Origin of the sequence: Streptomyces sp. NPDC091416 (assembly GCF_044756845.1) — a bacterium.
GTDB lineage: Bacteria > Actinomycetota > Actinomycetes > Streptomycetales > Streptomycetaceae > Streptomyces.
Map to the genome: position 1 here is coordinate 22,262 of NZ_JBIVTU010000005.1, position 23,569 is coordinate 45,830.

The window sequence follows — 23,569 nt, forward strand, 5'->3', positions numbered from 1 at the left end:
CCATACTCGGACACGTGTTCCTGACGATCAGTACTACCGGCACCCCGGAGCGTCCCGCCACCGATCTCGGCTTCCTGCTGCACAAGCATCCCGAGAAGGCGCAGACGTTCTCCACCTCCCACGGCACCGCGCATGTCTTCTATCCCGAGGCATCCGCGGAGCAGTGCACGGCCGCGCTGCTGCTGGAGGTGGATCCCGTGGCGTTGGTGCGGCGGGGCAAGGGCAAGGGCCGCGGCGGTGCCCCCGACGCGGCGCTCGCGCAGTACGTCAACGACCGTCCCTACGCCGCGTCCTCGCTGCTCTCCGTCGCGATGAGCACCGTCTTCAAGTCCGCGCTGAGCGGCACCTGCAAGGCGATGCCCGAGCGGGCGGCGGAGCCGATGCCGTTGCGGATCGAGGTTCCCGCCCTGCCGGCCCGTGGTGGTGCCGACCTGGTGCGGGCGCTCTTCGGTCCGCTCGGCTGGTCGCGCGTGGACGCGGTCGCCGTGCCGCTTGACGAGCGGTTCCCCGAGTGGGGGGACTCGCGGTACGTACGGCTGGTGCTGGAGGGCGAGCTGAGGCTCGCGGACGCCCTGCGCCAGCTGTACGTCCTGCTGCCGGTGCTCGACGACGCCAAGCACTACTGGGTGGCGCCGGACGAGGTGGACAAGCTGCTGCGGGCCGGTGAGGGCTGGCTGGCGGACCATCCCGAGCAGAAGCTGATCACCAGCCGGTATCTGTCGCGGCGCTGGGGGCTGACCCGGCAGGCGATGCAGCGGCTGGAGCTGGTGCGGCTCGCCGAGTCCGACGACCTCGAAGTCGAGAGCATCGACAACGCGGTGGACGAGACGGCCGACACGGAGGAGCGGCCGGTGCCGCTCGCCGAGCAGCGCAGGGCCGCGATCCTGGCGGCGCTGACCGCTGCGGGGGCGAGCCGGGTGCTCGATCTGGGGTGTGGTCAGGGTCAGTTGGTGCAGGCGCTGCTGAAGGACGTGCGCTTCACCGAGATCGTCGGCGTGGACGTCTCGATGCGCGCCCTGACGATCGCCTCGCGCCGGCTGAAGCTGGACCGGATGGGGGAGCGGCAGGCCGCCCGGGTGACGCTTCGGCAGGGCTCGCTCACGTACACGGACAAGCAGCTCAAGGGGTACGACGCGGCGGTGCTGAGCGAGGTCGTCGAGCACCTCGACCTGCCGCGGCTGCCGGCCCTGGTGTATGCGGTGTTCGGGGTCGCCCGCCCCCGTACCGTGCTCGTGACCACGCCGAACGTCGAGTACAACGTCCGCTGGGAGTCCCTCCCGGCCGGGCACGTCCGGCACGGCGACCATCGCTTCGAATGGACCAGGGCCGAATTCCGGGACTGGGCGGGCGAAGTGGCCCGCAGGCACGGGTACGGGGTGGAGTTCGTCCCCGTGGGCCCCGACGACCCCGAAGTCGGTCCGCCCACCCAGCTGGCCGTGTTCACGATGACCGCGGCCGACGCGAAAGACACGACCGGCAGGCCCGGCGCCACCGCCCCGACCGACACGACCGAGAAGGAGGCGAAAGCCGCATGAGCAACACCGGCCCCAGCGACCGCGACAGCACCAGCGACCGCGACAGCACCGACAGCACCAGCGACAGTCCGGGCGATCGCCTCCGCACCGGGCGCGTCCTGCCGGTGACCGACCTCTCCCTCGTCGTCCTCATCGGGGCGAGCGGCTCGGGCAAGTCCACCTTCGCCCGCGGGCACTTCAAAGCGACCGAGATCATCTCCTCGGACTTCTGCCGCGGCCTCGTCGCCGACGACGAGAACGACCAGAGCGCCAGCCGGGACGCCTTCGACGTCCTGCACTACATCGCGGGCAAGCGGCTGGCCGCGGGGCGGCTGACCGTCGTCGACGCCACCAATGTCCAGCCGGAGAGCCGCCGCCAGCTCGTGCAGCTGGCCCGGGAGTACGACGTGCTGCCCATCGCGATCGTCCTCGACCTGCCCGAAGAGGTCTGCCTCGCCCGCAACGCGGCCCGTCCGGACCGTGCCGACATGCCCCGCCACGTCGTCCAGCGCCACCGCCGGGAGCTGCGCCGTTCGCTGCGCGGCCTGGAGCGCGAGGGCTTCCGCAAGGTCCACGTCCTGCGCACCGAGGAGGAGGCCGAGCACGCGCAAGTGGTTCTGGAGCGCCGCTACAACGACCTCCGCCACCTCACCGGCCCCTTCGACATCATCGGAGACATCCACGGCTGCAGCTCCGAGCTGGAGACGCTGCTCGGCAAGCTCGGATACGTGGACGGCGCGCACCCCGAAGGGCGCACGGCGGTGTTCGTCGGCGACCTCGTCGACCGAGGGCCCGACAGCCCGGGTGTGCTGCGCCGCGTCATGGCCATGGTCGCGGACGGCAACGCCCTCTGCGTTCCCGGCAACCACGAGAACAAGCTCGGCCGTTACCTCAAGGGCCGCAAGGTCCAGCAGACCCACGGACTCGCCGAGACGATCGAGCAGCTGGAGCGGGAGGACGCCAAGGACCCGGAATTCCGGGGCCGGGTGCGGGAGTTCATCGACGGGCTCGTCAGCCACTACGTGCTGGACGACGGCAAGCTGGTCGTCTGCCACGCCGGCCTGCCCGAGAAGTACCACGGACGCACCTCCGGGCGGGTCCGCTCGCACGCCCTCTACGGCGACACCACCGGCGAGACCGACGAGTTCGGGCTTCCGGTGCGCTACCCGTGGGCGGAGGACTACCGGGGCCGGGCCACCGTGGTCTACGGCCACACCCCCGTGCCGACCACCTCCTGGATCAACAACACCATCTGCCTGGACACGGGCGCCGTGTTCGGCGGGAAGATGACCGCGCTGCGCTGGCCGGAGCGCGAGCTCGTCGACGTACCGGCCGAGCAGGTCTGGTACGAGCCGGTGAAGCCGCTCACCACCGAGGCGCCGGGGGGCCGGGAGGGCCGGCCGCTGGACCTCTCCGATGTGCAGGGCCGCCGGATCGTGGAGACGCGCCACATGGGCCGGGTCGCGGTGCGGGAGGAGAACGCGGCGGCGGCGCTGGAGGTCATGAGCCGGTTCGCCGTCGACCCCCGGCTGCTCGCCTACCTTCCGCCGACCATGGCACCGACGGCCACCTCGCAGGAGGAGGGCTATCTGGAGCATCCGGCCGAGGCGTTCGCGCAGTACCGGGCGGACGGCGTGGCCAAGGTCGTGTGCGAGGAGAAGCACATGGGCTCCCGGGCCGTGGCCCTGGTCTGCCGTGACGCGGAAGCGGCACGGAGCCGGTTCGGGACCGGTGACTTCGGGGCCGGTGACTTCGGGACCGGTGGCTTGGGGACCGGTGGTATCGGGACAGGGGACTCCGGCAAGGGCGGCCCGACGGGTGCGCTGCACACGCGCACCGGACGGCCGTTCCTCGACGACCCCGCGCTCACCGAGGCCGTGCTCGGCCGGCTGCGCCAGGCCGTCACCGCCGCCGGACTCTGGGAGGAGTGGGACACCGACTGGGTGCTGCTCGACGCCGAGCTGATGCCCTGGTCCCTGAAGGCCGCCGGGCTGCTCCGCTCGCAGTACGCGGCGGTCGGCGCGGCGTCGGGAGCCGTCTTCCCCCCGGCCGCCGGGGCGCTCGCGGCAGCGGCGGCACGCGGTGTCGACGTCGGCGCGCTCGCCGACCGGCAGCGGAGCCGGGCCGAGGACGCGGCGGCGTTCACCGAGGCCTACCGCCGCTACTGCTGGAGCACGGAAGGACTGGAGGGGGTACGCCTGGCGCCCTTCCAGATCCTCGCCGTGCAGGGCCGCTCGCTCGCATCCGTACCCCATGACGAGCAACTGGCCTGGCTGGACCGGCTGGTGGAGCACGACCCCACCGGGCTGCTCCAGGTGACCCGGCGGCTCGTCGTCGACACAGCCGACGAGGCCTCGGTCCGCTCGGGTGTCGACTGGTGGCTGGAGATGACCGGCCGCGGCGGCGAGGGCATGGTCGTCAAGCCGCTCGGCGCGCTCGTCAGGGACGGCAAGGACCGCCTCGTCCAGCCCGGCATCAAGGTGCGTGGCCGGGAGTACCTGCGGATCATCTACGGCCCCGAGTACACCCGCCCGGAGAACCTGGACCGGCTGCGCGGCCGCTTCCTCGGCCACAAGCGGTCGCTCGCCCTGCGCGAGTACGCCCTGGGCCTGGAGGCGCTGGACCGGCTGGCCGACGGGGAGCCGCTGTGGCGGGTCCACGAGGCTGTGTTCGCGGTCCTGGCGCTGGAGTCGGAGCCGGTGGACCCGCGGCTGTGACGCGCGCTGCCGGGCCGGAACCGTTCGCGGTTGCGGCCCGGCAGCGGAACCGGCTGGCGATTCGCCGGGTGAACACCGTCCCGCGCGGTGAGGATGAGGGCATGGGATTCCATGTCGACTCCGAGGCCGGGCGGCTGCGCCGCGTCATCCTGCACCGCCCCGATCTGGAACTGAAACGGCTCACCCCGGAGAACCGGGGTGAGCTGCTCTTCGACGACGTGCTCTGGGTGCGCCGGGCCCGCGAGGAGCACGACGGCTTCGCGGACGTGCTGCGCGACCGGGGCGTGGAGGTGCATCTCTTCGGCGACCTGCTCCGGGAGTCGCTGGAGATTCCCGTGGCCCGGCGGCTCGTGCTGGACCGGGTCTTTGAGGAGAAGGAGTACGGACCGCTGGCCACCGAGCATCTGCGGGCCGCCTTCGAGGACCTGTCCACCGCCGACCTGTGCGAGGCACTGGTCGGCGGGATGACCAAACGGGAGTTCCTGGAGCGGTACAGCGAGCCGACCTCCGTGCGCTTCCACGTGATGGACCTGGACGACTTCCTGCTCGGACCGCTGCCCAACCACCTCTTCACCCGGGACACCTCGGCCTGGATCTACGACGGGGTCTCCATCAACGCCATGCGGTGGCCCGCCCGCCAGCGCGAGACCGTCCACTTCGAGGCGATCTACCGCCACCACCCGCTCTTCACGGGCCCCGACGCCGGGGCCTTCCACCACTGGTCGGAGGGGCAGGACGACTACCCGTCCACCATCGAGGGCGGCGACGTCCTCGTCATCGGGCGGGGGGCCGTGCTCATCGGAATGAGCGAGCGCACCACCCCGCAGGCGGTGGAGATGCTGGCCCGCGGTCTCTTCGACGCCGGATCCGCCCGGACGATCGTGGCGCTCGACATGCCCAAGAGCCGGGCGTTCATGCACCTCGACACCGTGATGACGATGGTCGACGGGGACACGTTCACCAAATACGCGGGCCTGGGCATGCTCCGCTCGTACACCATCGAACCCGGGGACGGGCCGCGCGATCTCAACGTCACCGACCATCCGCCCGAGCACATGCACCGCGCCATCGCCCAGGCGCTGGGCCTGGAGTCGATCCGGGTCCTCACCGCCACCCAGGACGTGCACGCTGCCGCACGCGAGCAGTGGGACGACGGCTGCAACGTCCTGGCCGTCGAGCCGGGCGTCGTCGTCGCCTACGAGCGCAACGCCACCACCAACACCCACCTGCGCAAGGAAGGCATCGAGGTCATCGAGATCCGCGGCAGCGAACTGGGCCGGGGACGCGGCGGCCCGCGCTGCATGAGCTGCCCGGTGGTCCGGGACCCGGTGTAGCGCCGCTCGACCGGATCATGCTGGCTTCGCGGGGGCCGGCCCGACCGGGACGGAACGCCCCGGGCGGGGCGCGCGACGCCGGTGCGGCGCTGCGAGGTCAGGGCGGGAGCCTCGGACGCTCTGTATAGCGATGCGTTGCATCGTATAGACTTCCAGGGTTACCGTATGCGCCCCGTCCGACCCAGGAGCAGTCACCATGGCCATAGACCTCGCAGGCCGCCACTTCCTCAAGGAGCTGGACTTCACGGCCGAGGAGTTCCGCGGCCTGATCGCTCTGGCCGCCGAGCTCAAGGCGGCGAAGAAGGCGGGAGCCGAGGTCCAGCGGCTGCGCGGCCGGAACATCGCGCTGATCTTCGAGAAGACCTCGACCCGCACCCGCTGCGCGTTCGAGGTGGCCGCCGCCGATCAGGGCGCCTCCACCACCTACCTGGACCCCTCCGGCTCCCAGATGGGGCACAAGGAGTCCGTGAAGGACACCGCCCGTGTCCTCGGCCGGATGTTCGACGGGATCGAGTACCGCGGCGACAGCCAGGAGGCCGTGGAGGAGCTGGCGGCCCACGGCGGCGTGCCCGTCTTCAACGGGCTCACCGACGACTGGCACCCCACCCAGATGCTCGCCGACGTCCTCACGATGACCGAGCACAGCGAGAAGCCGCTGGAGCGGATCGCCTTCGCCTACCTCGGCGACGCCCGGTTCAACATGGGCAACTCCTACCTCGTCACCGGCGCCCTGCTGGGCATGGACGTACGGATCGTCGCGCCGAAGGCCTACTGGCCCGCCGAAGCCGTCGTCGCGCAGGCCCGCGAGCTCGCCGGAGCGAGCGGGGCGACGGTCACGCTCACGGAGGACGTCGCCGAAGGAGTACGCGGCGCCGACTTCGTCGCCACCGACGTCTGGGTTTCGATGGGTGAGCCCAAGGAGGTCTGGGACGAGCGCATCGCCGCCCTCGCGCCGTACGCCGTCACCATGGACGTCCTGCGGGCCAGCGGCAACGACGCCGTGAAGTTCCTGCACTGCCTCCCGGCCTTCCACGACCTCGGCACCAAGGTGGGCCGGGAGATCCACGCCCGGCACGGCCTCACCGAGCTGGAGGTCAGCGACGAGGTCTTCGAGTCCGCGCACTCCGTCGTCTTCGACGAGGCGGAGAACCGGATGCACACGATCAAGGCCGTGCTGGTGGCGACGATGGCCACGCGCTGACACGGTCGTACCGCATGGTCATGCACCCAATTGGGTGAACATGCGCGTTGGTGCCTAGTATGGTCCCCGTTGGTGGGGTTCGAGCTCGCACGCTCGAACCCCATTTTCGTGTCCGGCGACCGGCCCCCACTGCCGTCGCCGCGACCCCCACCCCCCACCTGCACCGCCAGAGATGAGACCACGCCGTGAGCCCCCTGCGCCTCCCCGGCCCGCCGCGCCGCGTCAAGGACCCGCACCAGCTGATCGCCGAGTCCGGGGCGGACCTGGAGGGCCACGGGCTCAGGCGCACCATGGGCCTCTTCCAGCTGGTGTGCTTCGGGGTCGGCGCCGTCGTCGGCACCGGGATCTTCGTCGGCCTGTCCGACAGCGTCGCCGAGGCCGGTCCCGCCGTCGTGCTGTCCTTCGTCCTCGCGGCCGTCACCTGCATCTTCACCGCGTTCTCGTTCGCCGAGCTGGGCAGCGCGATTCCGGTCTCCGGCAGCTCGTACTCCTTCGCCTACGCCACCCTCGGCGAGCGCGCCGCCTTCCTCGTGGGCTGGTGCCTTCTCCTGGAGTACGGCGTATCGGTATCGGCCGTGGCAGTGGGCTGGAGCCAGTACGTCAACGAACTGCTCGACAGCCTCTTCGGGTGGCAGCTGCCGGCCGCGCTCTCCGCCGGCCCCGGCGACGGCGGGGTGATCAACCTGCCCGCCGTGCTCGTGGTGATGATGGCCGCGACCCTGCTGGTGCGCGGCATCCGGGAGAGCGCCGGGGCCACGGCAGCGATGGCCGTCCTCAAGATCGCCATCCTGCTCATGTTCTGCGTGATCGCCTTCACCGCGTTCGAGCACGACAACCTCACACCGTTCCTGGCCCACGGCCCGGGCGGCGTCACCGCGGGCGCGTCGCTGGCGTTCTTCTCGTACATCGGCTTCGACGCCATCACCACCGCGGGCGAGGAGGTCAGGAATCCGCGGCGCAACATCCCGATCGCGATCATGATCTGCATCGGCCTGGTCACCCTGCTCTACTGTGCGGTCGCCCTCGCCGCGATCGGCGCCCTGGGACCGGACGCCGTCTCCGACAAGCCGGCCGCGCTGTCCCTCATCGTCGACCAGGTCACCGACTCGACCGTCGGTGGCGGAATCATCGCGTTCGGCGCGATCGTCGCCATCGCCTCGGTCGTGCTCGCCGTCATGTACGGACAGACCCGCATCCTGATGTCGATGTCGCGCGACGGCCTGGTCCCGCGGGTCTTCGAACGCGTCTCGCCCCGGACCGCGACACCGGTCGCCAACACCTGGATCGTCGCCGTCGTCTTCGCCGTCCCGGCCGCCTTCTCCTCGCTCGACGTCGTGGTGAACCTGACCACCATCGGGACGCTGGCCACGATGGTCGCCGTGAACGTCGCGGTGATCGTGCTGCGCCGCCGCAATCCGGAGGTGAAGGCCTCGTTCCGGGTGCCGCTCTACCCGCTCAGCCCGCTGCTCGGCGTCGCCTTCTGCGTGTATCTGATGTACGGGACCGGATGGTCGACCTGGGTGCAGTTCGCCGTGTTCCTGGCCGTCGGCGCGGCGGTGTACGCCGGCTACGGGCGCAGCCGTTCACGGCTGGCGCACCGGACCGGAGCCTGACGGGCCGCCCGGTCAGGAGTGCGCCCGGTCGGAGGCGGGCCGGGCGGGTGACGGCAGGGTGAACCACACCGCTTTGCCGCGCTCCGTCGTGCGGTGGCCGCAGGACAGGCTGAGGGTACGGATCAGCAGCAGCCCGCGCCCGTGCTCCTGCCACGGGTCGGGCATGGAGTCCGGCTCCGGGCGGGAGAGATCGCCCGGCGGGGCCGGATCGCCGTCGTGCACCTCCACCTGCCAGCCGGTCGGCAGGAGCTCCACCACCAACTCGACGGGCTCGTCGCCGGGGGTGTGCTCCACGGCGTTGGCGACCAGTTCCGCGGTCAGCAGCTCGGCGGTGTCGCTGTCGACGGATGCGCCGGAGCCCGCGTCCGGGTCGATGGATGCCGGCACCGAACGGATCAGCGCCCGGGCGATCGGCACTGCGGCCGCGGAATGCGGCAGCGCGACGCGCCAGACGGCGGGTGCGGGGGCATCGGACGGCACGGCGGGCTTCCGTTCGGGAGAGCGTGGACAGTCCTGGGCCCAAGGGTTCCGGAGCTCAGAACTTCTTGGCTTCAACCTTACGAATCCCCATGACACGGGCAAGGGGCTGCCGACCGGTGCGAACGGGACGTTCGTCACTGCTTCCCGTGCCGCGCCTATCGCGTACTCGTGACGGAGGTCACGTACAGGTGATAAATTCGGGGCCAGGCAGCAGCCCGACGGCCGAAGGGGACACCCTCGATGAGTCCGTTTCCCAGCTCCGCTTCCCACACGGAGAACTGGCGCCATCTGCGCGTCTCGGTGCGGGACGGCGTCGCCACCGTCACTCTCGCCCGGCCCGACAAGCTGAACGCGCTGACCTTCGGCGCCTACGCGGATCTGCGCGACCTGCTGGCCGAGCTTGCGCGGGAACGCTCCGTGCGTGCGCTCGTGCTGGCCGGAGAGGGCCGCGGGTTCTGCTCGGGCGGCGATGTGGACGAGATCATCGGCGCCACACTCGCGATGGACACCGCGCAACTGCTGGACTTCAACCGGATGACCGGGCAGGTGGTACGGGCCCTGCGGGAGTGCCCGTTCCCCGTCGTCGCGGCCGTGCACGGAGTCGCCGCCGGGGCGGGCGCCGTGCTCGCGCTCGCCGCGGACTTCCGGGTCGCCGACCCCTCGGCGAAGTTCGCCTTCCTCTTCACCCGCGTAGGGCTCTCCGGCGGTGACATGGGCGCGGCGTATCTGCTGCCCAGGGTCGTCGGCCTCGGCCACGCCACCCGGCTGCTCATGCTGGGTGATCCCGTCCGCGCCCCCGAGGCCGAACGGATCGGGCTGATCAGCGAACTGGCCGAGGAGGGCGGGGCCGACGAGCGGGCCGCGGCGCTCGCCCGGCGCCTCGCCGACGGACCCGCGCTCGCCCTCGCCCAGACCAAGGCGCTGCTCACCGCCGAACTCGACATGCCGCTGGCCGCCTCCGTGGAGATGGACGCCGCCACCCAGGCCCTGCTGATGCACGGCGAGGACTACGCCGAGTTCCACGCCGCCTTCACCGAGAAGCGGCCGCCGAAATGGCAGGGCCGGTGACCGGGGTGATTCCGTCCGACTCCTCGCGCCGCGACGGCCGTGCGTCCGCACCCCGCCGGATCGCCGTCATCGGCGGCGGACCCGGCGGGCTGTACGCCGCGGCCCTGCTCAAGCGGCTCGGCCCGGAGCGCGAGATCACCCTCTGGGAGCGCAACGCGCCCGACGACACCTTCGGCTTCGGCGTCGTCCTCTCCGACGAGACACTCGGCGGCATCGAGCACGCCGACCCCGTCGTCCACGCCGCACTCCAGCGCGAGTTCGTCCGCTGGGACGACATCGACATCGTCCACCGCGGCCACACCCAGACCTCGGGCGGCCACGGCTTCGCGGCGCTCGGCAGGCGCCGGCTCCTGGAGATCCTGCACGAGCGCTGCGCCGGTCTCGGGGTCAGCCTCCGCTTCCGCGAGGAGGCGCCGCCCGCCGGCGAACTGGCCGCCTCCCACGACCTGGTGATCGCGGCCGACGGCGTCCACAGCCGGACCCGCGACGCCCACGCGGACCGCTTCGGGCCGCACATCACCGCCCACCGCTGCCGGTACATCTGGCTCGCCGCGGACTTCGCCCTGGACGCCTTCCGTTTCGAGACCGCCGAGACCGCGTACGGCGTGATGCAACTGCACGCCTACCCCTTCTCTCCCGACGCCTCGACCGTCATCGTCGAGATGCGCGAAGAGGTCTGGCGCGCGGCCGGATTCGACACCTGCGACCCAGCCGAGTCGACCCGGCAGTGCGCCAAGATCTTCGCCGACGCCCTCGGCCACCGCCCGCTGCGCTCCCACCGCTCCTCCTGGCTGACCTTCCGCACCGTCGTCAACGCGCACTGGTCGCACGGGAACACGGTCCTCATCGGCGACGCCGCCCACACCGCGCACTTCTCCATCGGTTCCGGCACCAAACTCGCCGTCGAGGACGCCCTCGCCCTGGCCGCCTGCATCGAGGAGCAGCCGGACCTGCCCGCGGCCCTCGCCGCGTACGAGAGCGAGCGCCGGCCCGTCGTCGAGTCGACCCAGCGCGCCGCCGCTGCCAGCCTGCGCTGGTTCGAGGAGCTGGGCGGATACGTCGACCAGCCGCCCCGCCAGTTCGCCTTCAACCTCCTCACCCGCAGCCGCCGCGTCACCCACGACAACCTGCGGCTGCGCGACGCCTCGTTCACCGCGGCCGTCGAGGACGAGTTCGGCTGCGCCCCCGGCACACCGCCGATGTTCACCCCGCTGCGGCTGCGGGGCCTGGAGCTGCGCAACCGCGTCGTCGTGTCGCCCATGGACATGTACTCGGCCACCGACGGCGTCCCCGGCGACTTCCACCTCGTCCATCTGGGCGCCAGGGCGCTCGGCGGCGCCGGGCTGGTCATGACGGAGATGGTGTGCGTGAGCCCCGAGGGCCGCATCACCCCGGGCTGCACCGGCCTCTACACCGACGAGCAGGCCGCCGCCTGGTCCCGCGTCACCGGCTTCGTGCACACCGCGTCGCCCGGCACCGCGATCGGGATCCAGCTGGGCCACTCCGGCCGCAAGGGTTCCACCAAGCTCATGTGGGAGGGCATCGACCAGCCGCTCGACGACGGCAACTGGCCCCTCGCCGCCGCCTCCGCCCTCCCGTACGCACCGGGTGTCAACCAGACCCCGCACGCCCTGGACCGCGCCGGCCTGGACGCCGTACGCGAACAGTTCGCGTCCGCCGCAGCACGCGCCGGAGCCAGCGGGTTCGACCTCCTGGAACTGCACTGCGCCCACGGCTATCTGCTCTCCGGCTTCCTCTCCCCGCTCACCAACCACCGCACCGACGCGTACGGCGGCACCCTGGCCAACCGGCTCCGCTTCCCGCTGGAGGTCTTCGACGCGGTCCGTGAACGGTGGCCCGACGACCGGCCGATGACCGTCCGGATCTCCGCGACCGACTGGGCCGAGGGCGGGACGACGGGCGAGGACGCCGTCGAGATCGCCCGCGCCTTCGTCGCGCACGGAGCCGATGCCATCGACGTCTCCACCGGACAGGTCGTCCCTTCCGAACGGCCCGAGTACGGCCGCTCGTACCAGACCCCGTACGCGGACCGCATCCGCAACACCCTGTGTGTGCCCGTCATCGCGGTGGGCGCCATCTCCTCCTGGGACGACGTCAACTCCCTGCTGCTCGCGGGCCGCGCCGACCTCTGCGCGCTGGCCCGCCCGCATCTGTACGACCCGCACTGGACACTCCACGCGGCGGCCGGCCAGGGCTACTCCGGCCCCGGCGCTCCGTGGCCGCTCCCGTACCGCGCGGGCAGCCGCACCCCGCCGACGGGCCGCACGGACGCACCGAAACCGCGGCTCACCCTGGACTGAGCGGCAGGCACGCGTGGCAGAGGCACGGGTCGGGGTGCGGGCCGGCGTGATGGGTGCGGCGCGCCAGACGGGCGGTCCGGTCCAGTTGTTCCGCCAGCTCGGCGGCCTCCTCACGCGTCCGCACCGGCATGGCCGCACACCGCTCGAGGACGGCCGGGGCGTATACCAACCGGGGCCGGAAGGTGTGCAGGTGCCGGGTTCCGGTGTCGATGGTGATCCACCGTCCGGTGTGCCGGCCGTGGCCCACCGCCGTCAGCTGCTCATTGCCCGTCCCGGGATGGGTGTCCACGACGTAGACCTTCGCCCCGCCCCGGAACGCCTTCGTGCCGGGCCGGAACTCCTGGCCCAGATCCCCGTACCGCCGCCACCGCACGACGTTCGCCGCGACCAGCCACCGGGGTTCCGCCGCGTCAGCCATCGCTCTCCTCCGCGCTGACCACCAGCCGGTCCGAGACGGCCCGGAAGCCGATGCGGGTGTACACGCCGTTGCTCGTCGGGTTCGCCAGGTCGGTGAAGAGCAGCACCTCGTCCGCACCCGCGGCCCGCGCCGCGCCGCTCACCTCCGCGGTCACGGCCGCCGCATAGCCCCGGCTGCGGTGCTCCGGTGGCGTGTAGACGGGAGCGACGCGCGCGGTGCCCGCGATCCGCGGCGAGATGCCCGCCATCGACACGGGGACGCCCTCGTGCTCCCAGAGCGTCAGCCGGCCCTCCGCCGTCCGCTCGTCGACCACCCGCCCGTGACGTGCGCCGGATCCGCCCGGACCGCCGATCTCGGCGGAGAACGCGGCGTACCAGCGCAACAGCAGCTCCCGGTCCGCCCCGGTCGCTGCCCGCGCCCGGCCACCGGGCGCGGGCGACGGCGGGGTCAGCTCGCCCAGCCGGTACAGGCGCTGTTCCTCGTCGACGCGGTGTCCCGGCCAGTGGGCCGCCACCGCCCGGGCGGTGGCCCGGTCGGCGTTGACCCGGGTCAGCCGGCGGGCGGCCATCAGCGGGGCGACCGCCTCGGGGACGACCGCGTTCAGCGTCGCGGGGTAGGGCGGCGTGTGGAGCAGGGTGCCCGCCACCTCGCCGTCGGTGCCGCGCCACCAGCCGAGTACCGGTGCGTGGTCGCCGTAGGCGCGGGGCCCGTGGCGGCGCAGGGCCGCCGTGACGGTCAGCATGACCGTGCTCTCGGCAGGTCTGGCGCTCAGCGAGGGGCCGGCCGTGGCGAGGAAGAGGTCGACGTCGTCCGTGAAGGTCCAGGTCATGCACCGGCATTCTGCCGGGCCCACCGCGGCAGGGTCACCGGGTTTATCCGTGTACGAACTCCGCCCCCGCATCCCGCAACCGCTCGTGCAGCAGCCCGAACACCTGCGCCGACCTCCCGCCCGGCCACGTCGGCGGAAGCAGCTCCGCCGGCAGCCCCGGGTCCGCGTACGGCACCTGCCGCCAGGAGTCCAGCGCCATCAGGTAGTCGCGGTACGCCGTCTCCGGATCCGGCGCCGCGTCCGGGCGCGCCTCCCAGGACTGCAGCACCGGCTCGTGCCGCTCCAGGAAGCCCTCGTGCAGCCGGGCCACGGCGTCCAGGTCCCACCAGCGCGCCACCGAATCCCCGGTGGCCGCGAAACCCAGGTGGTCGCCGCGGAAGAGTTCCACGTACGCGGTGAGGTCCAGGCGCTCCAGCGTGTGCCGCGTCTCCTCGTACAGCGCGGCGGGCGCGATCCACACGCCGGGTGCGGCGGTGCCGAAGCCGAGCCCGGACAGCCGTGAGCGCAGCAGGTGCCGCTTGTGGCGCTCGGCCTCCGGCACGGAGAACACGGCGAGCACCCAGCCGTCCTCGATGCGCGGGTCCGGATGCCGGTAGATCCGCCGGTCCCCGTCGTCGAGCAGCTGGCGCGCGTCGGCCGAGAGCGCGTACCCGGCGGACCCGCCCGGCGTCCGGGCCGCGACGAGCAGCCCCCGCCGCTTCAGCCGGGAGACGGAGGACCGTACGGCGGGGGCCTCGACCCCGACCGCGCCGAGCAGCCGGACGAGTTCCGCCACCGGGATCGGGGCGTCGCCCGGGGTGCGGCCGTACGCACCGTAGAGGGTGACGATCAGCGAGCGGGGAGTGTGCGGTTCGACCATGTGATCATTCTCGGCCCGGTGTGCCGGGGTCCGCACCGGGTCCGTCCGCGCGGAGCCGGAACCGCTGCAGCTTTCCGGTCTCGGTACGGGGGAGTGTGGGCAGGAACGTGATGAGGCGGGGGCATTTGTGCGGGGCCAGCTCGGAGCGCATGAAGAGGCGCAGCGCGTCGGCCGTCAGGGCCGAGCCCTCCTGGCGCACCACGTACGCTGCGACGATCCGGCCCCGCAGCTCGTCCGCACGGCCCACCACCGCGGCCTCCGCCACCTCGGGGTGGCGGAGCAGGGCGTCCTCGACCTCCGGGCCCGCGATGTTGTAGCCGGAGGAGATGATCATGTCGTCGGCGCGGGCCACGTAGCGGAAGTAGCCGTCCGCGTCACGCACATAGGTGTCGCCGGTGAGGTTCCAGCCGTGCCGTACGTACTCCCGCTGCCGCTCGTCGGCGAGGTAGCGGCAGCCGACCGGACCGCGTACCGCGAGCAGTCCCGGCTCACCGTCCGGCACCGGTTCGCCGTCGGCGTCCACCACCCTGGCCTGCCAGCCGGGGACCGGGAGGCCGGTGGTGCCGGGGCGGATGGCGTCGTCGGCGGCGGAGACGAAGATGTGCAGCAGCTCGGTGGCGCCGATGCCGTTGATGATCCTCAGTCCGGTGCGCTCGTACCAGGAGTGCCAGGTCGCCACGGGCAGGTTCTCACCCGCGGACACGCAGCGGCGGAGCGCGGAGAGGTCGTGGCCGTCGAGCTGGTCGAGCATCACGCGGTAGGCGGTCGGCGCGGTGAACAGCACCGAGACCCGGTGCTCGGCCAGGGCGGGCAGCAGTTGCTTGGGGCCCGCCTGTTCCAGCAGCAGCGCCGACGCGCCCGCCCGCAGCGGGAAGACCACCAGACCGCCGAGCCCGAAGGTGAAGCCGAGCGGCGGACTGCCGGCGAAGACGTCGTCGGGCTCCGGCCGCAGGACATGCCGGGAGAAGGTGTCCGCCACGGCCAGCACATCGCGGTGCAGATGCATGCAGCCCTTGGGGCGTCCGGTGGTCCCCGAGGTGAACGCGATCAGCGCCACGTCGTCCGCCGCGGTGTCCACGGCCGGGTACGGACCCGGCCGGGCAGCGGCGAGCCGCAGCAGATCGTCGGGTGCGTCGCCGCCGTATGCCGTGATCCGCAGCCCCGGGACCTCAGCCTTCGCGAGGTCGTCGAGGGACCGGACGTCGCACAGCGCATGATTGACGCGGGCGATCGAGCAGATCGTGGCGAGTTCGGCCGCCCGCTGCTGGGCCAGTACGGTGACGGCGACCGCGCCGGCCTTCAGCACCGCCAGCCAGCAGGCGGCGAGGTGCGGCGTGGTGGGCCCGCGCAGCAGCACGCGGTTGCCGGGTACGACGCCCAGGTCCGCGGTGAGGACATGGGCGATCCGGTCGACCAGGTCCCGCAGCTCCCCGTAGCTCAGGACCCCGCCGTCGGGCGTACGGAACGCGGGCCTGCCGGGCCCGAAGCGCTCGGCCGTGCGGTCCAGGAGTTCCGCGGCGCAGTTGAGCCGGTCCGGGTAGTGCAGCCCGGGCAGGTCGAAGACCAGTTCCGGCCACTGGTCGGCGGGTGGCAGATGTTCCCTGGTGAAGCTGTCGATGTGCGCTGAGGTATTCGGTTCCATGAAGGATCGCCCCCTTGTCGCCCTTGGAGCGTATCGTTTGGGTGACGGTAGTCAACGGTCCGCGATAAAGTCCCGGTCCCGGACGGGACGGCACCGGGACTTTCGACAGGAGAGGCGCCGGTATGACGGCATTCTCGCTCGATCCGGCACAGACCGCCTGGTGCGAGGAGCTGCGCACCCTGGCCGATGAGCGGCTGCGCCCGCTCGCCGAGAAGGGCGAGCCGGGGCACGTCAACCGCCCGCTGGTGGCGGCGCTCGGCGAGCTCGGGCTGCTGGACCGGCTGCTCGGTTCCGGCGCCCTCGACCTGTGCCTGCTGCGCGAATCGCTCGCCCGCGGCTGCACGGAGGCCGAGACCGCCCTGGCGCTCCAGGGCCTCGGGACGTACCCGATCGTGCAGGCGGGCACCCCCGCCCACCGCGAGCGCTGGCTCCCCGGGATCCGCGCGGGCCGCGCCGTAGCCGCCTTCGCGCTCAGCGAGCCGGGGGCCGGATCCGACGCGGCGGCCCTGGCCCTGGACGCCGTACCCGCGCCGGACGGCTGGCGGCTGACGGGCGAGAAGTGCTGGATCTCCAACGCCCCGGAGGCGGACTTCTACACCGTCTTCGCCCGGACGATGCAGGGCGCCGGAGCACGCGGCGTCACCGCGTTCCTGGTCCCCGCCGACCGCCCCGGCCTGACCGGCACCGCTCTGGACATGCTCTCCCCGCACCCGATCGGCGCCCTCCGCTTCGACGGGGTCCCGGTCACCCCGGACGACGTGCTGGGCGAACCGGACCGGGGCTTCCGGGTCGCCATGAACACCCTCAACCTCTTCCGGCCCAGCGTCGGCGCCTTCGCCCTCGGCATGGCCCGCGCCGCGCTCGACGCCACCGTGGAACACACCGCCACCCGCACCGCGTTCGGCGGGCCGCTGAGCGACCTTCAGGCCGTCTCCCACCAGGTCGCGGAGATGGCCACCCGCACCGAGGCCGCCCGGCTGCTCGTGTACGCGGCCGCCGCCGCGTACGACGCGGGGGAGCCGGGCGTCCCGCGGCGGGCGGCCATGGCGAAGCTGTACGCCACGGAGACCGCGCAGTACGTCGTGGACACCGCCGTCCAGCTGCACGGCGCCCGCGCCCTGCGCCGCGGCCATCTGCTCGAACACCTCTACCGCGAGGTCCGCGCGCCGCGCATCTACGAGGGCGCCAGCGAGGTGCAGCGCACCATCATCGCCAAGGAGCTGTACGCGAACCGGGAGCCGTCCGCATGAGCCCGATCCACCGGATCAACCCCGCCGAACTCTCACCGCCCGCGGGCTTCTCGCACGCGGTCACCGCCACCGGCAGCCAGCTCGTCTTCCTCGCCGGACAGACCGCCCTGGACCGGCGCGGCGACATCGTCGGATCCACCCTGCCCGAGCAGTTCACCACCGCGCTCACCAATCTGCTCGGCGCCCTGCGCGCGGCCGGGGGCGCGCCCGCCGACCTGGCACGCGTCACGGTCTACGCCACCGATGTCGCCGACTACCGGGCGCACGCAGCCGAACTGGGCCGGATCTGGCGGCGGCTCGCCGGCCGCGACTACCCGGCGATGGCCGTCATCGGGGCCGTGCGGCTCTGGGACGAACAGGCCCTGGTCGAGATAGACGGGGTGGCGGTCCTGCCCTGATCGCACGAACGCCCTGTGGGGCCCGGGAATCCGGGCCCCACAGGGCGTTCGGGGCGGACGGCGCTACGTGCGAAGCACGCGTCCTAGTACGGCTGGACCAGCACGTGCGCCGCACCCGGGATGCCGACCTTCAGCAGCTCGTCCTCCTCGGGCGTCGTCTCCCCGCCCGTCTCCTGCTTGAGCACGGCGTGCGACAGGGCCTGCACCCACATCGCGCGCGGGCGCCGACGGGCCTCCCAGACGTCCAGCGCGGCCGCGACGTCCGCCTCGGCGTCCAGCGACTCGGCGAGCACCAGCGCGTCCTCCACGGCCATCGCCGCACCCTGGGCGAGGTGCGGGGTGCTCGCGTGCGCGGCGTCACCGGCCAGCACCACCCGGCCGACGTGCCACGGCTCCTCGACGGTCACCTGGGAGATCCGCGAGTACACCACGGCCTCGGGTCCGGTGACGGCGGCGAGCGCCTCGGCGACCGGGCCGGAGAACATCGGCAGCCGCTCCTTGAGCTGCTCGTGCGCCTTCTCCGCGTCGGGCCGGAAGTCCTCGGGCTCGGCGAACACCGCACCCAGGTACATCAGCTCGTCGGTGATCGGGGTGAGCAGTGCCTTGGCGGCCTGGCCCGCGGAGCCCATGACGACGCCCTTGACCTGCTCCTGACGGGGAACGGTGACCCGCCAGTTGGCGAAGCCGGTGTACTGCGGGACGTAGCGGTCGCCGTACAGCCGGGTGCGCAGCGGCGAGCCGATGCCGTCGAAGCCGACGACCAGGTCCCAGCGCGCGGCGGACCCGTCGGACAGTGTGACGTCCACGCCCTCGCCGTCGTCGGCGAGCTCGGCGATGGTCGTGCCGAAGCGGATCGTCGCCCCGGCCGCCGTGGCCGCGGCACCGAGGATCTGGGAGAGCGCGGGGCGCGGGATGCCGTTGTTGGACGGGGCGTCGCCCATCCGGGGCTGCGGGATCTCGGCCAGGGTGTTGCCGGCCGGGTCGGCGATGGTCAGGATCTCCCACTCGAAGCCCGCCTTGAGGCAGTCGTCGAGGACCCCTATCTCCCGCATGACGTGCAGGGCGTTGGACGGCTGGATGATGCCGACGCCCAGGGCCTCCAGCTCGTCGCGGAGTTCGGCGACCTCGACCGTGTGGCCGCGCCGGGCCAGGGCGGTGGCGAGCGTCAGCCCGCCGATGCCGCCGCCGTGGATCAGGACGCGCAGGGGTGTTGCCATATCGGTTCCCTCCAGTGGGGGAAAAGTGCGAAGTGTCGGGGGAACTGATCAGCCGGCCGCTACGGGCAGGCTCATCAGGTGGTCCACGAGGGCCAGCAGCACGTCACGGCCGAATGACCGCTCGCGTACGTCACCGACCAGCAGGGGGACATGCGGATCGAGGTCGAGCGCCGCTCGGACCTCGTCCGGGGTGCGGCTGTTGTGCCCGTGGAAGCAGTTGATCGCCACGACGAACGGGATGTCCCGGCTCTCGAAGAAGTCGATCGAGGCGAAGCTGGTCTCCAGCCGGCGCGTGTCGGCGATGACGACGCCGCCGAGTGCTCCGTTGACCAGGTCGTTCCACATGAACCAGAAGCGTTCCTGGCCCGGGGTGCCGAACAGGTAGACGACGAGCTCCTGACTGACCGTGATCCGGCCGAAGTCCAGGGCCACGGTGGTCGTGTCCTTCTGTCCGACACCGGCCAGGTCGTCGACGCCGATGCTGGCCTTGGTCAAGAACTCCTCGGTGCGCAGGGGCGCGACCTCGCTGACCGCGCCCACGAGCGTGGTCTTGCCGACGCCGAAGCCGCCGGCGACGAGGATTTTCACAGCGGCGGGGGCCGCCTGACTGATGGTCATCTTGGCTCAGAGTCTCCCGAGTCCGTCGCGAAGGGCGGCCAGCATTCCCATGTCGGCACCGCCGGCCGCCCGGGCCACCGAAAGGGGCGCACGGGCGAGCAGCAGGCCCTGGGCGACCAGGTCCGCCAGCAGGATCTTGGTCACCGAGACCGGGAGGTTGAGGTCCGCGGAGACCTCGGCGACCGCGGCGGGACGCAGACAGCGTTCCAGGATCATCCGGTGCTCCGGCTGGAGCCTGCCCGGATGGACCGGCGCGCCGTGTCCGTCCCGCGGGTCGTGCGCGGTCGTCAGCACGGTGATGAGGCTGAAGTCGTCCCGCTCGGGAGCGGTCCGGCCACGGGTGATGGTGTACGGGCGCACCATGGTGCCCGCACCGTCCTCCTCCGTCTCCTCGTCCTCCCAGTGCGGGGTCACGCGTGCAGCCCGTCCCCGCCGCCGAAGGCGTTGAAGTCGCCCCGCACCGGGGTGCTGAGCTTCTGGCCGACCTGCTGGACCAGGTTGTGCATGGCGAGCGACATGATCTCGGCGTCCACCTCCTGGGAGGCGACGACGGCCAGGTGCGTGCCCTGGGCCGCGGAGATGATGAAGAGCCACAGATCCGACAGCTCGACGATCACCTGGTGCACGTCGCCGCCGTTGAAGAGCTGGCCCACACCGCGGGCCAGGCTCTGCTGGCCGGTGCAGATGGCTGCCAGCCGCTCGGCGTCGGACCGCTCGACGGTGCGCGAGTGGCTCACCACCAGACCGTCGTCGGACAGCAGCACGGCGTTCAGGGTCTCGGCCACCGAGTCCACCAGACCGTCGAGCAGCCAGTCGAGGTCCTGGTGAGTGGCGGTAGTGCGTGTCATGACCGTTCTTCTCTCGTGGGGAGGGGGGCGGGAGGGGCGGGCTGCGTCGGCGGCTCGTCGGTCGCGCGGGCAGCGCGGGACCGGCGCTGGAAGGCTCCGATGGCAGCCCCGGCGCGGCGCGGGGCCGGACGGGACTGAGGATCGGCCGATCTGCCCGGCGACGGGGACGCGGTGGTCCCGGAGGACGGCGTGATCCGCAGTTCGTCCACGAGGCTGGCCTGCCTGACCCGGCGCGGCAACGGGGGTTCCGTGGCGGGCGCGGCCGGCAGCGCGGGCCGTCCCGGCCCGCTCTCCCGTCCGGTCGTACCCGCCGCCGGCGGAGCCGGATGGTCGGGTTCGGCCACCGGGAGCCGCCCCGGGTGTCCGGCGGCCGGTTCCGGCTGCCGGGGCCCGGGCACCGGGAAGCCGGTCCGGTCGGGGACGCCCGCCGCGTACGGTCCCGGGTACGGCTGATGCGGAGTCATGTACGGCTCCTGGGGCGTCTGGTAGGGCTGGTGCGGTACCGGGTACTGGCCCTCGGCCTTCATGTACGGCTGCTCGGCATCGGCGTACGTGTCCTGGTGGGACCCGCCGCCGTACGGGCGGTCGCCCGGGTTGCCGTACGGGCTCCGGTCCGTGCCGCCGTACGGGGACGCCGGTACGGCCTGGCCGTACGTACTGGCCGGTGTGCTGTCCGGGTACGGGGTGTACGCGGCCGCCTGCTCGTCGAAACGGTGCTCGGCGGGGGCCGGCCGCGGCTGCTCCTCCCGGTCGGGGAAGGGCTCGTCCGCCACCGTGTAGGGCGTACCGCCGGTCTCGAACGGTGCTCCCGCGGCGTGCAGCGCGGTGACTCCGGCGAGCGCCTGACCGCGGCCGCGGCTGGGCAGCGCGTCGGTGTCGCGGGTCGGTGCGGGTTCCGGTGCCGGTTCCGGTGCCGGTGCGGCGGCCGTTTCCTCGGGGGAGGGGACGGCGACCGGGCCGGAGTGCGGGCCGGGAACGGTGAGCGCCTCGGGGACGAGCAGGACGACCCGGGTGCCGCCGAAGGCCGACTGGCGGAACTCCACCCGCAGGCCGTGCTGGTCGGCGAGGCGCGCGATCACGTACAGACCGAGCCGGATGTCGTCGGCGTGCGCCAGCACGTCCATCCGGGGCGGCCTGCTCATCAGCTCGTTGGCCTCGGCGAGCTGGTCGTCCTCCATGCCGAGCCCGCGGTCCTCGACCTCGATGGCCAGGCCCCGGCTGACCCGGGCCGCCCTGACCTCGACGGGGCTGGGCGGCTTGGAGAAGGTGAGGGCGTTCTCGATGAGCTCCGCCAGCACATGGGAGACGGGGCCGACGGCCCGCTCCGCGAGCCAGGGCGCGCCGTCGAGATCCAGCACCACGCGCTGGTAGTCCTGCACCTCGCCCTGGGCGGAGCGCATGACGTCGAGCAGCGGTACGGGCTTGCGCCAGCGCCGGTGCGGGGAGCCGCCGGCGAGGATCACGAGGTTCTCCTCGTAGCGCCGGAGGCGGGCGGTGAGGTGGTCGAGGTCGAAGAGGCCGTCGAGCACCTCGGGGTCCTCGTGCTTGCGCTCCAGCTCGTCCAGCTTCTTCAGCTGCTGGCCGATCAACTGCTGGGTGCGGCGTGCGATGCGCTGCAGCAGCCGCTCGAAGCCGCGGTGCTGGTCGGCCTGTTTGACGGCCGCCTGGAGGGCACTGGTGCGGGCCAGGTCGAGAGCGTTGCCGAGCTGGGTCAGCTCGTCGGCCTTGCCGCCTTCCTTGTGGTCGTGACCGATCGCGCGGGCCTCGGCCTCGACGTCGATGCGTTCGCCCTGGCCGAGCCGCTCGACGACGTCGGGCAGGGTCTTCTCCAGCTCCTCGGCCCGCTCCTGGAGCCGGCCGATCCGGCGGCGCAGGTTCCGGGTGAGACGCCAGGTGATCCAGATGACGGCGATGACGGCGAGAAGGCCGACGACCGAGGTCACGGCGACCCTGATCAGCAGGGAGAGGACACTGTCCTTGCCGTTCGCGACGACCAGGTCGGTGCGGTGCTCCATCAGCTTCATCAGCTGCGGCGTGAGCTCGTCCATCGCGCCGCGCCAGGTCTTCTCGTCGGCGCCGAGCCGGACGAAGCCGGCGCTGTCGGGATCGGCGGGCCGCAGGACCTGGTTCTCCACCCGGGTCTTGGTCTTCCAGGCCGAACTGCCGGAGATCGCGTCCCACATGGCCCGCTCGTCCGCCGGGAGATAGGGGGCGACCTTGTTGGCGTACTGGAAGGACTGGCCGGAAACGGCCTCGCGGACCTGCTGGAGGTCGGCCGTGCTCAGCTTGCCCTTGGACCAGCCGCGGGCCAGCAGCGCGTCGGAGCGCGAGACCATCTCCTTGGCCCAGAACAGGTCGACGAGCGGCTGCGAGAGCGTGGTGATCTCGCCGTTGTCCACATGGCTGAGCGCGGTGAAGAGCTTCAGGTCGACCGCGATCAGGTCCGTGTAGTAGCCGTACACGGCCTTCTGCTGGTCGTCGTCCCCCTCGTCGACGAGGGAGCGCTGGGCCGGGAGTTGGGTGATCGCCGTACGGGCCTTGACGACCGCCTCCCGGACTTCACCGGGGGCGTCGTCGGTGGCGATGTCCGAGAGGGACTGGAAGCTGGTGATCGCTTCGTCGGTCAGCTTGCGCTGCTTGCGCAGCGCGTCGGTGGCACCTCCGTGGCGGGCCAGAGCTTCGGCGCTCAGCCGCCGCTCCTCCTGCAGGTTGTAGTACACGATGTTGGACGGCTGGCCGGCTTTCTGGGCCAACAGCCCCTGAGCCGCTTGCCTTTGGAAGTCGAGCAGAGTCTGACCACTGGTGACGGCCCAGAGGGCGGCCAGTGCGACACCGGGGACGATGGCCAGTACGAGCAGGGCCGTCCGCAGCGACATTGTGGTCGAGTCGCTCCGCCTTGACGCGCGCGTGCGCAGGGCATGCTCCTTGACGATGATGCCAGCCTCGCGACTGGCCAAATCCGTTGGAAACTTCGACAGATAGATATTAGTCACACTGCAAAAAAGGAAAGGAAGCGGGCTCACATGTGCATCACTGATCACTCACAGAAACACCATCAACGCGCGGAGCTGTCCGGAAAGTGACGTTTCGACAGCTGCCGGATGAAGCGGAAGCGTCGGTTCGGGCAGGTTCCGCAGTGCGGGGACGACGTCCGTCCCCGTTCGCGCGGCGCGCCGTACGGGTGAAGCGCGGCCGGGGATATATCTCTATTTAGTGCCCTTTGTCTGTTCCGTGACCCCGCC

General features: G+C 72.1%; 19 protein-coding genes. 9 read left to right on the top strand and 10 right to left on the bottom strand.

Annotated features, from left to right (window positions below):
* The first annotated feature begins 14 nt into the window (after window positions 1-14).
* The 5 genes from ACIQMX_RS16425 (at window position 15) to ACIQMX_RS16445 (ending at window position 8,379) form a co-directional block, all read left to right on the top strand.
* Window positions 15-1,535, top strand: coding sequence for a 3' terminal RNA ribose 2'-O-methyltransferase Hen1 (locus tag ACIQMX_RS16425; RefSeq protein ID WP_402478546.1), 1,521 nt, complete (start codon window positions 15-17; stop codon window positions 1,533-1,535).
* Window positions 1,532-4,231 (top strand): polynucleotide kinase-phosphatase, encoded by a 2,700-nt coding sequence (locus ACIQMX_RS16430; protein WP_402478549.1) that lies wholly within the window; start codon window positions 1,532-1,534, stop codon window positions 4,229-4,231. Before ACIQMX_RS16425 ends, ACIQMX_RS16430 begins: the two co-directional genes overlap by 4 nt.
* Window positions 4,232-4,332: 101 nt before the next feature.
* Window positions 4,333-5,565 (top strand): arginine deiminase, encoded by a 1,233-nt coding sequence (locus tag ACIQMX_RS16435; RefSeq protein ID WP_402478552.1) that lies wholly within the window; start codon window positions 4,333-4,335, stop codon window positions 5,563-5,565.
* Between the two features lie 196 nt (window positions 5,566-5,761).
* On the top strand, window positions 5,762-6,766 hold the full coding sequence (gene argF, locus ACIQMX_RS16440) for an ornithine carbamoyltransferase (protein ID WP_402478554.1): 1,005 nt from the start codon (window positions 5,762-5,764) through the stop codon (window positions 6,764-6,766).
* A gap of 185 nt (window positions 6,767-6,951) precedes the next feature.
* Entirely contained in the window at window positions 6,952-8,379 is a 1,428-nt protein-coding gene (locus ACIQMX_RS16445; protein WP_402478557.1) for an amino acid permease, read from the top strand.
* 12 nt (window positions 8,380-8,391) lie between these two features.
* On the opposite strand, the gene ACIQMX_RS16450 is transcribed toward ACIQMX_RS16445, so the two are convergent.
* Entirely contained in the window at window positions 8,392-8,859 is a 468-nt protein-coding gene (locus tag ACIQMX_RS16450) for an ATP-binding protein (protein ID WP_402478559.1), read from the bottom strand.
* Window positions 8,860-9,099: 240 nt separating this feature from the next.
* On the opposite strand from ACIQMX_RS16450, the gene ACIQMX_RS16455 reads away from it, so the two are divergent.
* Both ACIQMX_RS16455 and ACIQMX_RS16460 read left to right on the top strand, forming a co-directional pair.
* Window positions 9,100-9,927 (top strand): enoyl-CoA hydratase family protein, encoded by an 828-nt coding sequence (locus tag ACIQMX_RS16455; protein WP_402478561.1) that lies wholly within the window; start codon window positions 9,100-9,102, stop codon window positions 9,925-9,927.
* Complete coding sequence (locus ACIQMX_RS16460; protein WP_363074109.1) at window positions 9,912-12,248, top strand: bifunctional salicylyl-CoA 5-hydroxylase/oxidoreductase; 2,337 nt, start codon at window positions 9,912-9,914, stop codon at window positions 12,246-12,248. Before ACIQMX_RS16455 ends, ACIQMX_RS16460 begins: the two co-directional genes overlap by 16 nt.
* Here ACIQMX_RS16460 and ACIQMX_RS16465 read toward each other — a convergent pair.
* Genes ACIQMX_RS16465 through ACIQMX_RS16480 form a run of 4 tightly spaced genes read right to left on the bottom strand, consistent with a single transcriptional unit; the run spans window position 12,235 to window position 15,996 of the window.
* Window positions 12,235-12,666 carry a hypothetical protein gene (locus tag ACIQMX_RS16465; protein ID WP_363074111.1) on the bottom strand — a complete coding sequence of 144 codons (432 nt, stop codon included), beginning with the start codon at window positions 12,664-12,666 and terminating at the stop codon, window positions 12,235-12,237. The genes ACIQMX_RS16460 and ACIQMX_RS16465 overlap by 14 nt on opposite strands.
* Window positions 12,659-13,495 (bottom strand): GNAT family N-acetyltransferase, encoded by an 837-nt coding sequence (locus ACIQMX_RS16470; protein WP_402478564.1) that lies wholly within the window; start codon window positions 13,493-13,495, stop codon window positions 12,659-12,661. Before ACIQMX_RS16470 ends, ACIQMX_RS16465 begins: the two co-directional genes overlap by 8 nt.
* A gap of 43 nt (window positions 13,496-13,538) precedes the next feature.
* The gene (locus ACIQMX_RS16475; protein ID WP_402478566.1) at window positions 13,539-14,354 is read right to left on the bottom strand and encodes a PaaX family transcriptional regulator C-terminal domain-containing protein; all 816 of its coding nucleotides are present in this window, start codon (window positions 14,352-14,354) and stop codon (window positions 13,539-13,541) included.
* Between the two features lie 4 nt (window positions 14,355-14,358).
* Window positions 14,359-15,996, bottom strand: a complete 1,638-nt coding sequence (locus ACIQMX_RS16480; protein ID WP_402478569.1) for an AMP-binding protein — start codon at window positions 15,994-15,996, stop codon at window positions 14,359-14,361.
* Between the two features lie 122 nt (window positions 15,997-16,118).
* Here ACIQMX_RS16480 and ACIQMX_RS16485 point away from each other — a divergent pair, with 122 nt between their 5' ends.
* Window positions 16,119-17,246: an acyl-CoA dehydrogenase family protein gene (locus tag ACIQMX_RS16485; protein WP_402478571.1), complete on the top strand. Its 1,128-nt coding sequence runs from the start codon at window positions 16,119-16,121 to the stop codon at window positions 17,244-17,246.
* Window positions 17,243-17,644: a RidA family protein gene (locus tag ACIQMX_RS16490; RefSeq protein WP_363074119.1), complete on the top strand. Its 402-nt coding sequence runs from the start codon at window positions 17,243-17,245 to the stop codon at window positions 17,642-17,644. The genes ACIQMX_RS16485 and ACIQMX_RS16490 overlap by 4 nt, the downstream gene beginning before the upstream one ends.
* A gap of 83 nt (window positions 17,645-17,727) precedes the next feature.
* Here the strand turns inward: ACIQMX_RS16490 and ACIQMX_RS16495 are convergent, their stop codons facing one another.
* From ACIQMX_RS16495 to ACIQMX_RS16515, 5 genes are read right to left on the bottom strand one after another with little or no spacing between them, the layout of a single operon-like run.
* A complete protein-coding gene (locus ACIQMX_RS16495; RefSeq protein WP_363074121.1) occupies window positions 17,728-18,861 on the bottom strand; it encodes an FAD-dependent monooxygenase in 1,134 nt (377 codons plus the stop codon).
* 48 nt (window positions 18,862-18,909) lie between these two features.
* Window positions 18,910-19,479, bottom strand: a complete 570-nt coding sequence (locus ACIQMX_RS16500) for an ATP/GTP-binding protein (RefSeq protein ID WP_363074123.1) — start codon at window positions 19,477-19,479, stop codon at window positions 18,910-18,912.
* Between the two features lie 6 nt (window positions 19,480-19,485).
* A complete protein-coding gene (locus tag ACIQMX_RS16505) occupies window positions 19,486-19,893 on the bottom strand; it encodes a DUF742 domain-containing protein (RefSeq protein WP_402478576.1) in 408 nt (135 codons plus the stop codon).
* Window positions 19,890-20,327 carry a roadblock/LC7 domain-containing protein gene (locus ACIQMX_RS16510; RefSeq protein ID WP_402478578.1) on the bottom strand — a complete coding sequence of 146 codons (438 nt, stop codon included), beginning with the start codon at window positions 20,325-20,327 and terminating at the stop codon, window positions 19,890-19,892. Before ACIQMX_RS16510 ends, ACIQMX_RS16505 begins: the two co-directional genes overlap by 4 nt.
* On the bottom strand, window positions 20,324-23,203 hold the full coding sequence (locus ACIQMX_RS16515; protein WP_363074127.1) for a nitrate- and nitrite sensing domain-containing protein: 2,880 nt from the start codon (window positions 23,201-23,203) through the stop codon (window positions 20,324-20,326). Before ACIQMX_RS16515 ends, ACIQMX_RS16510 begins: the two co-directional genes overlap by 4 nt.
* Window positions 23,204-23,569: the final 366 nt, after the last annotated feature.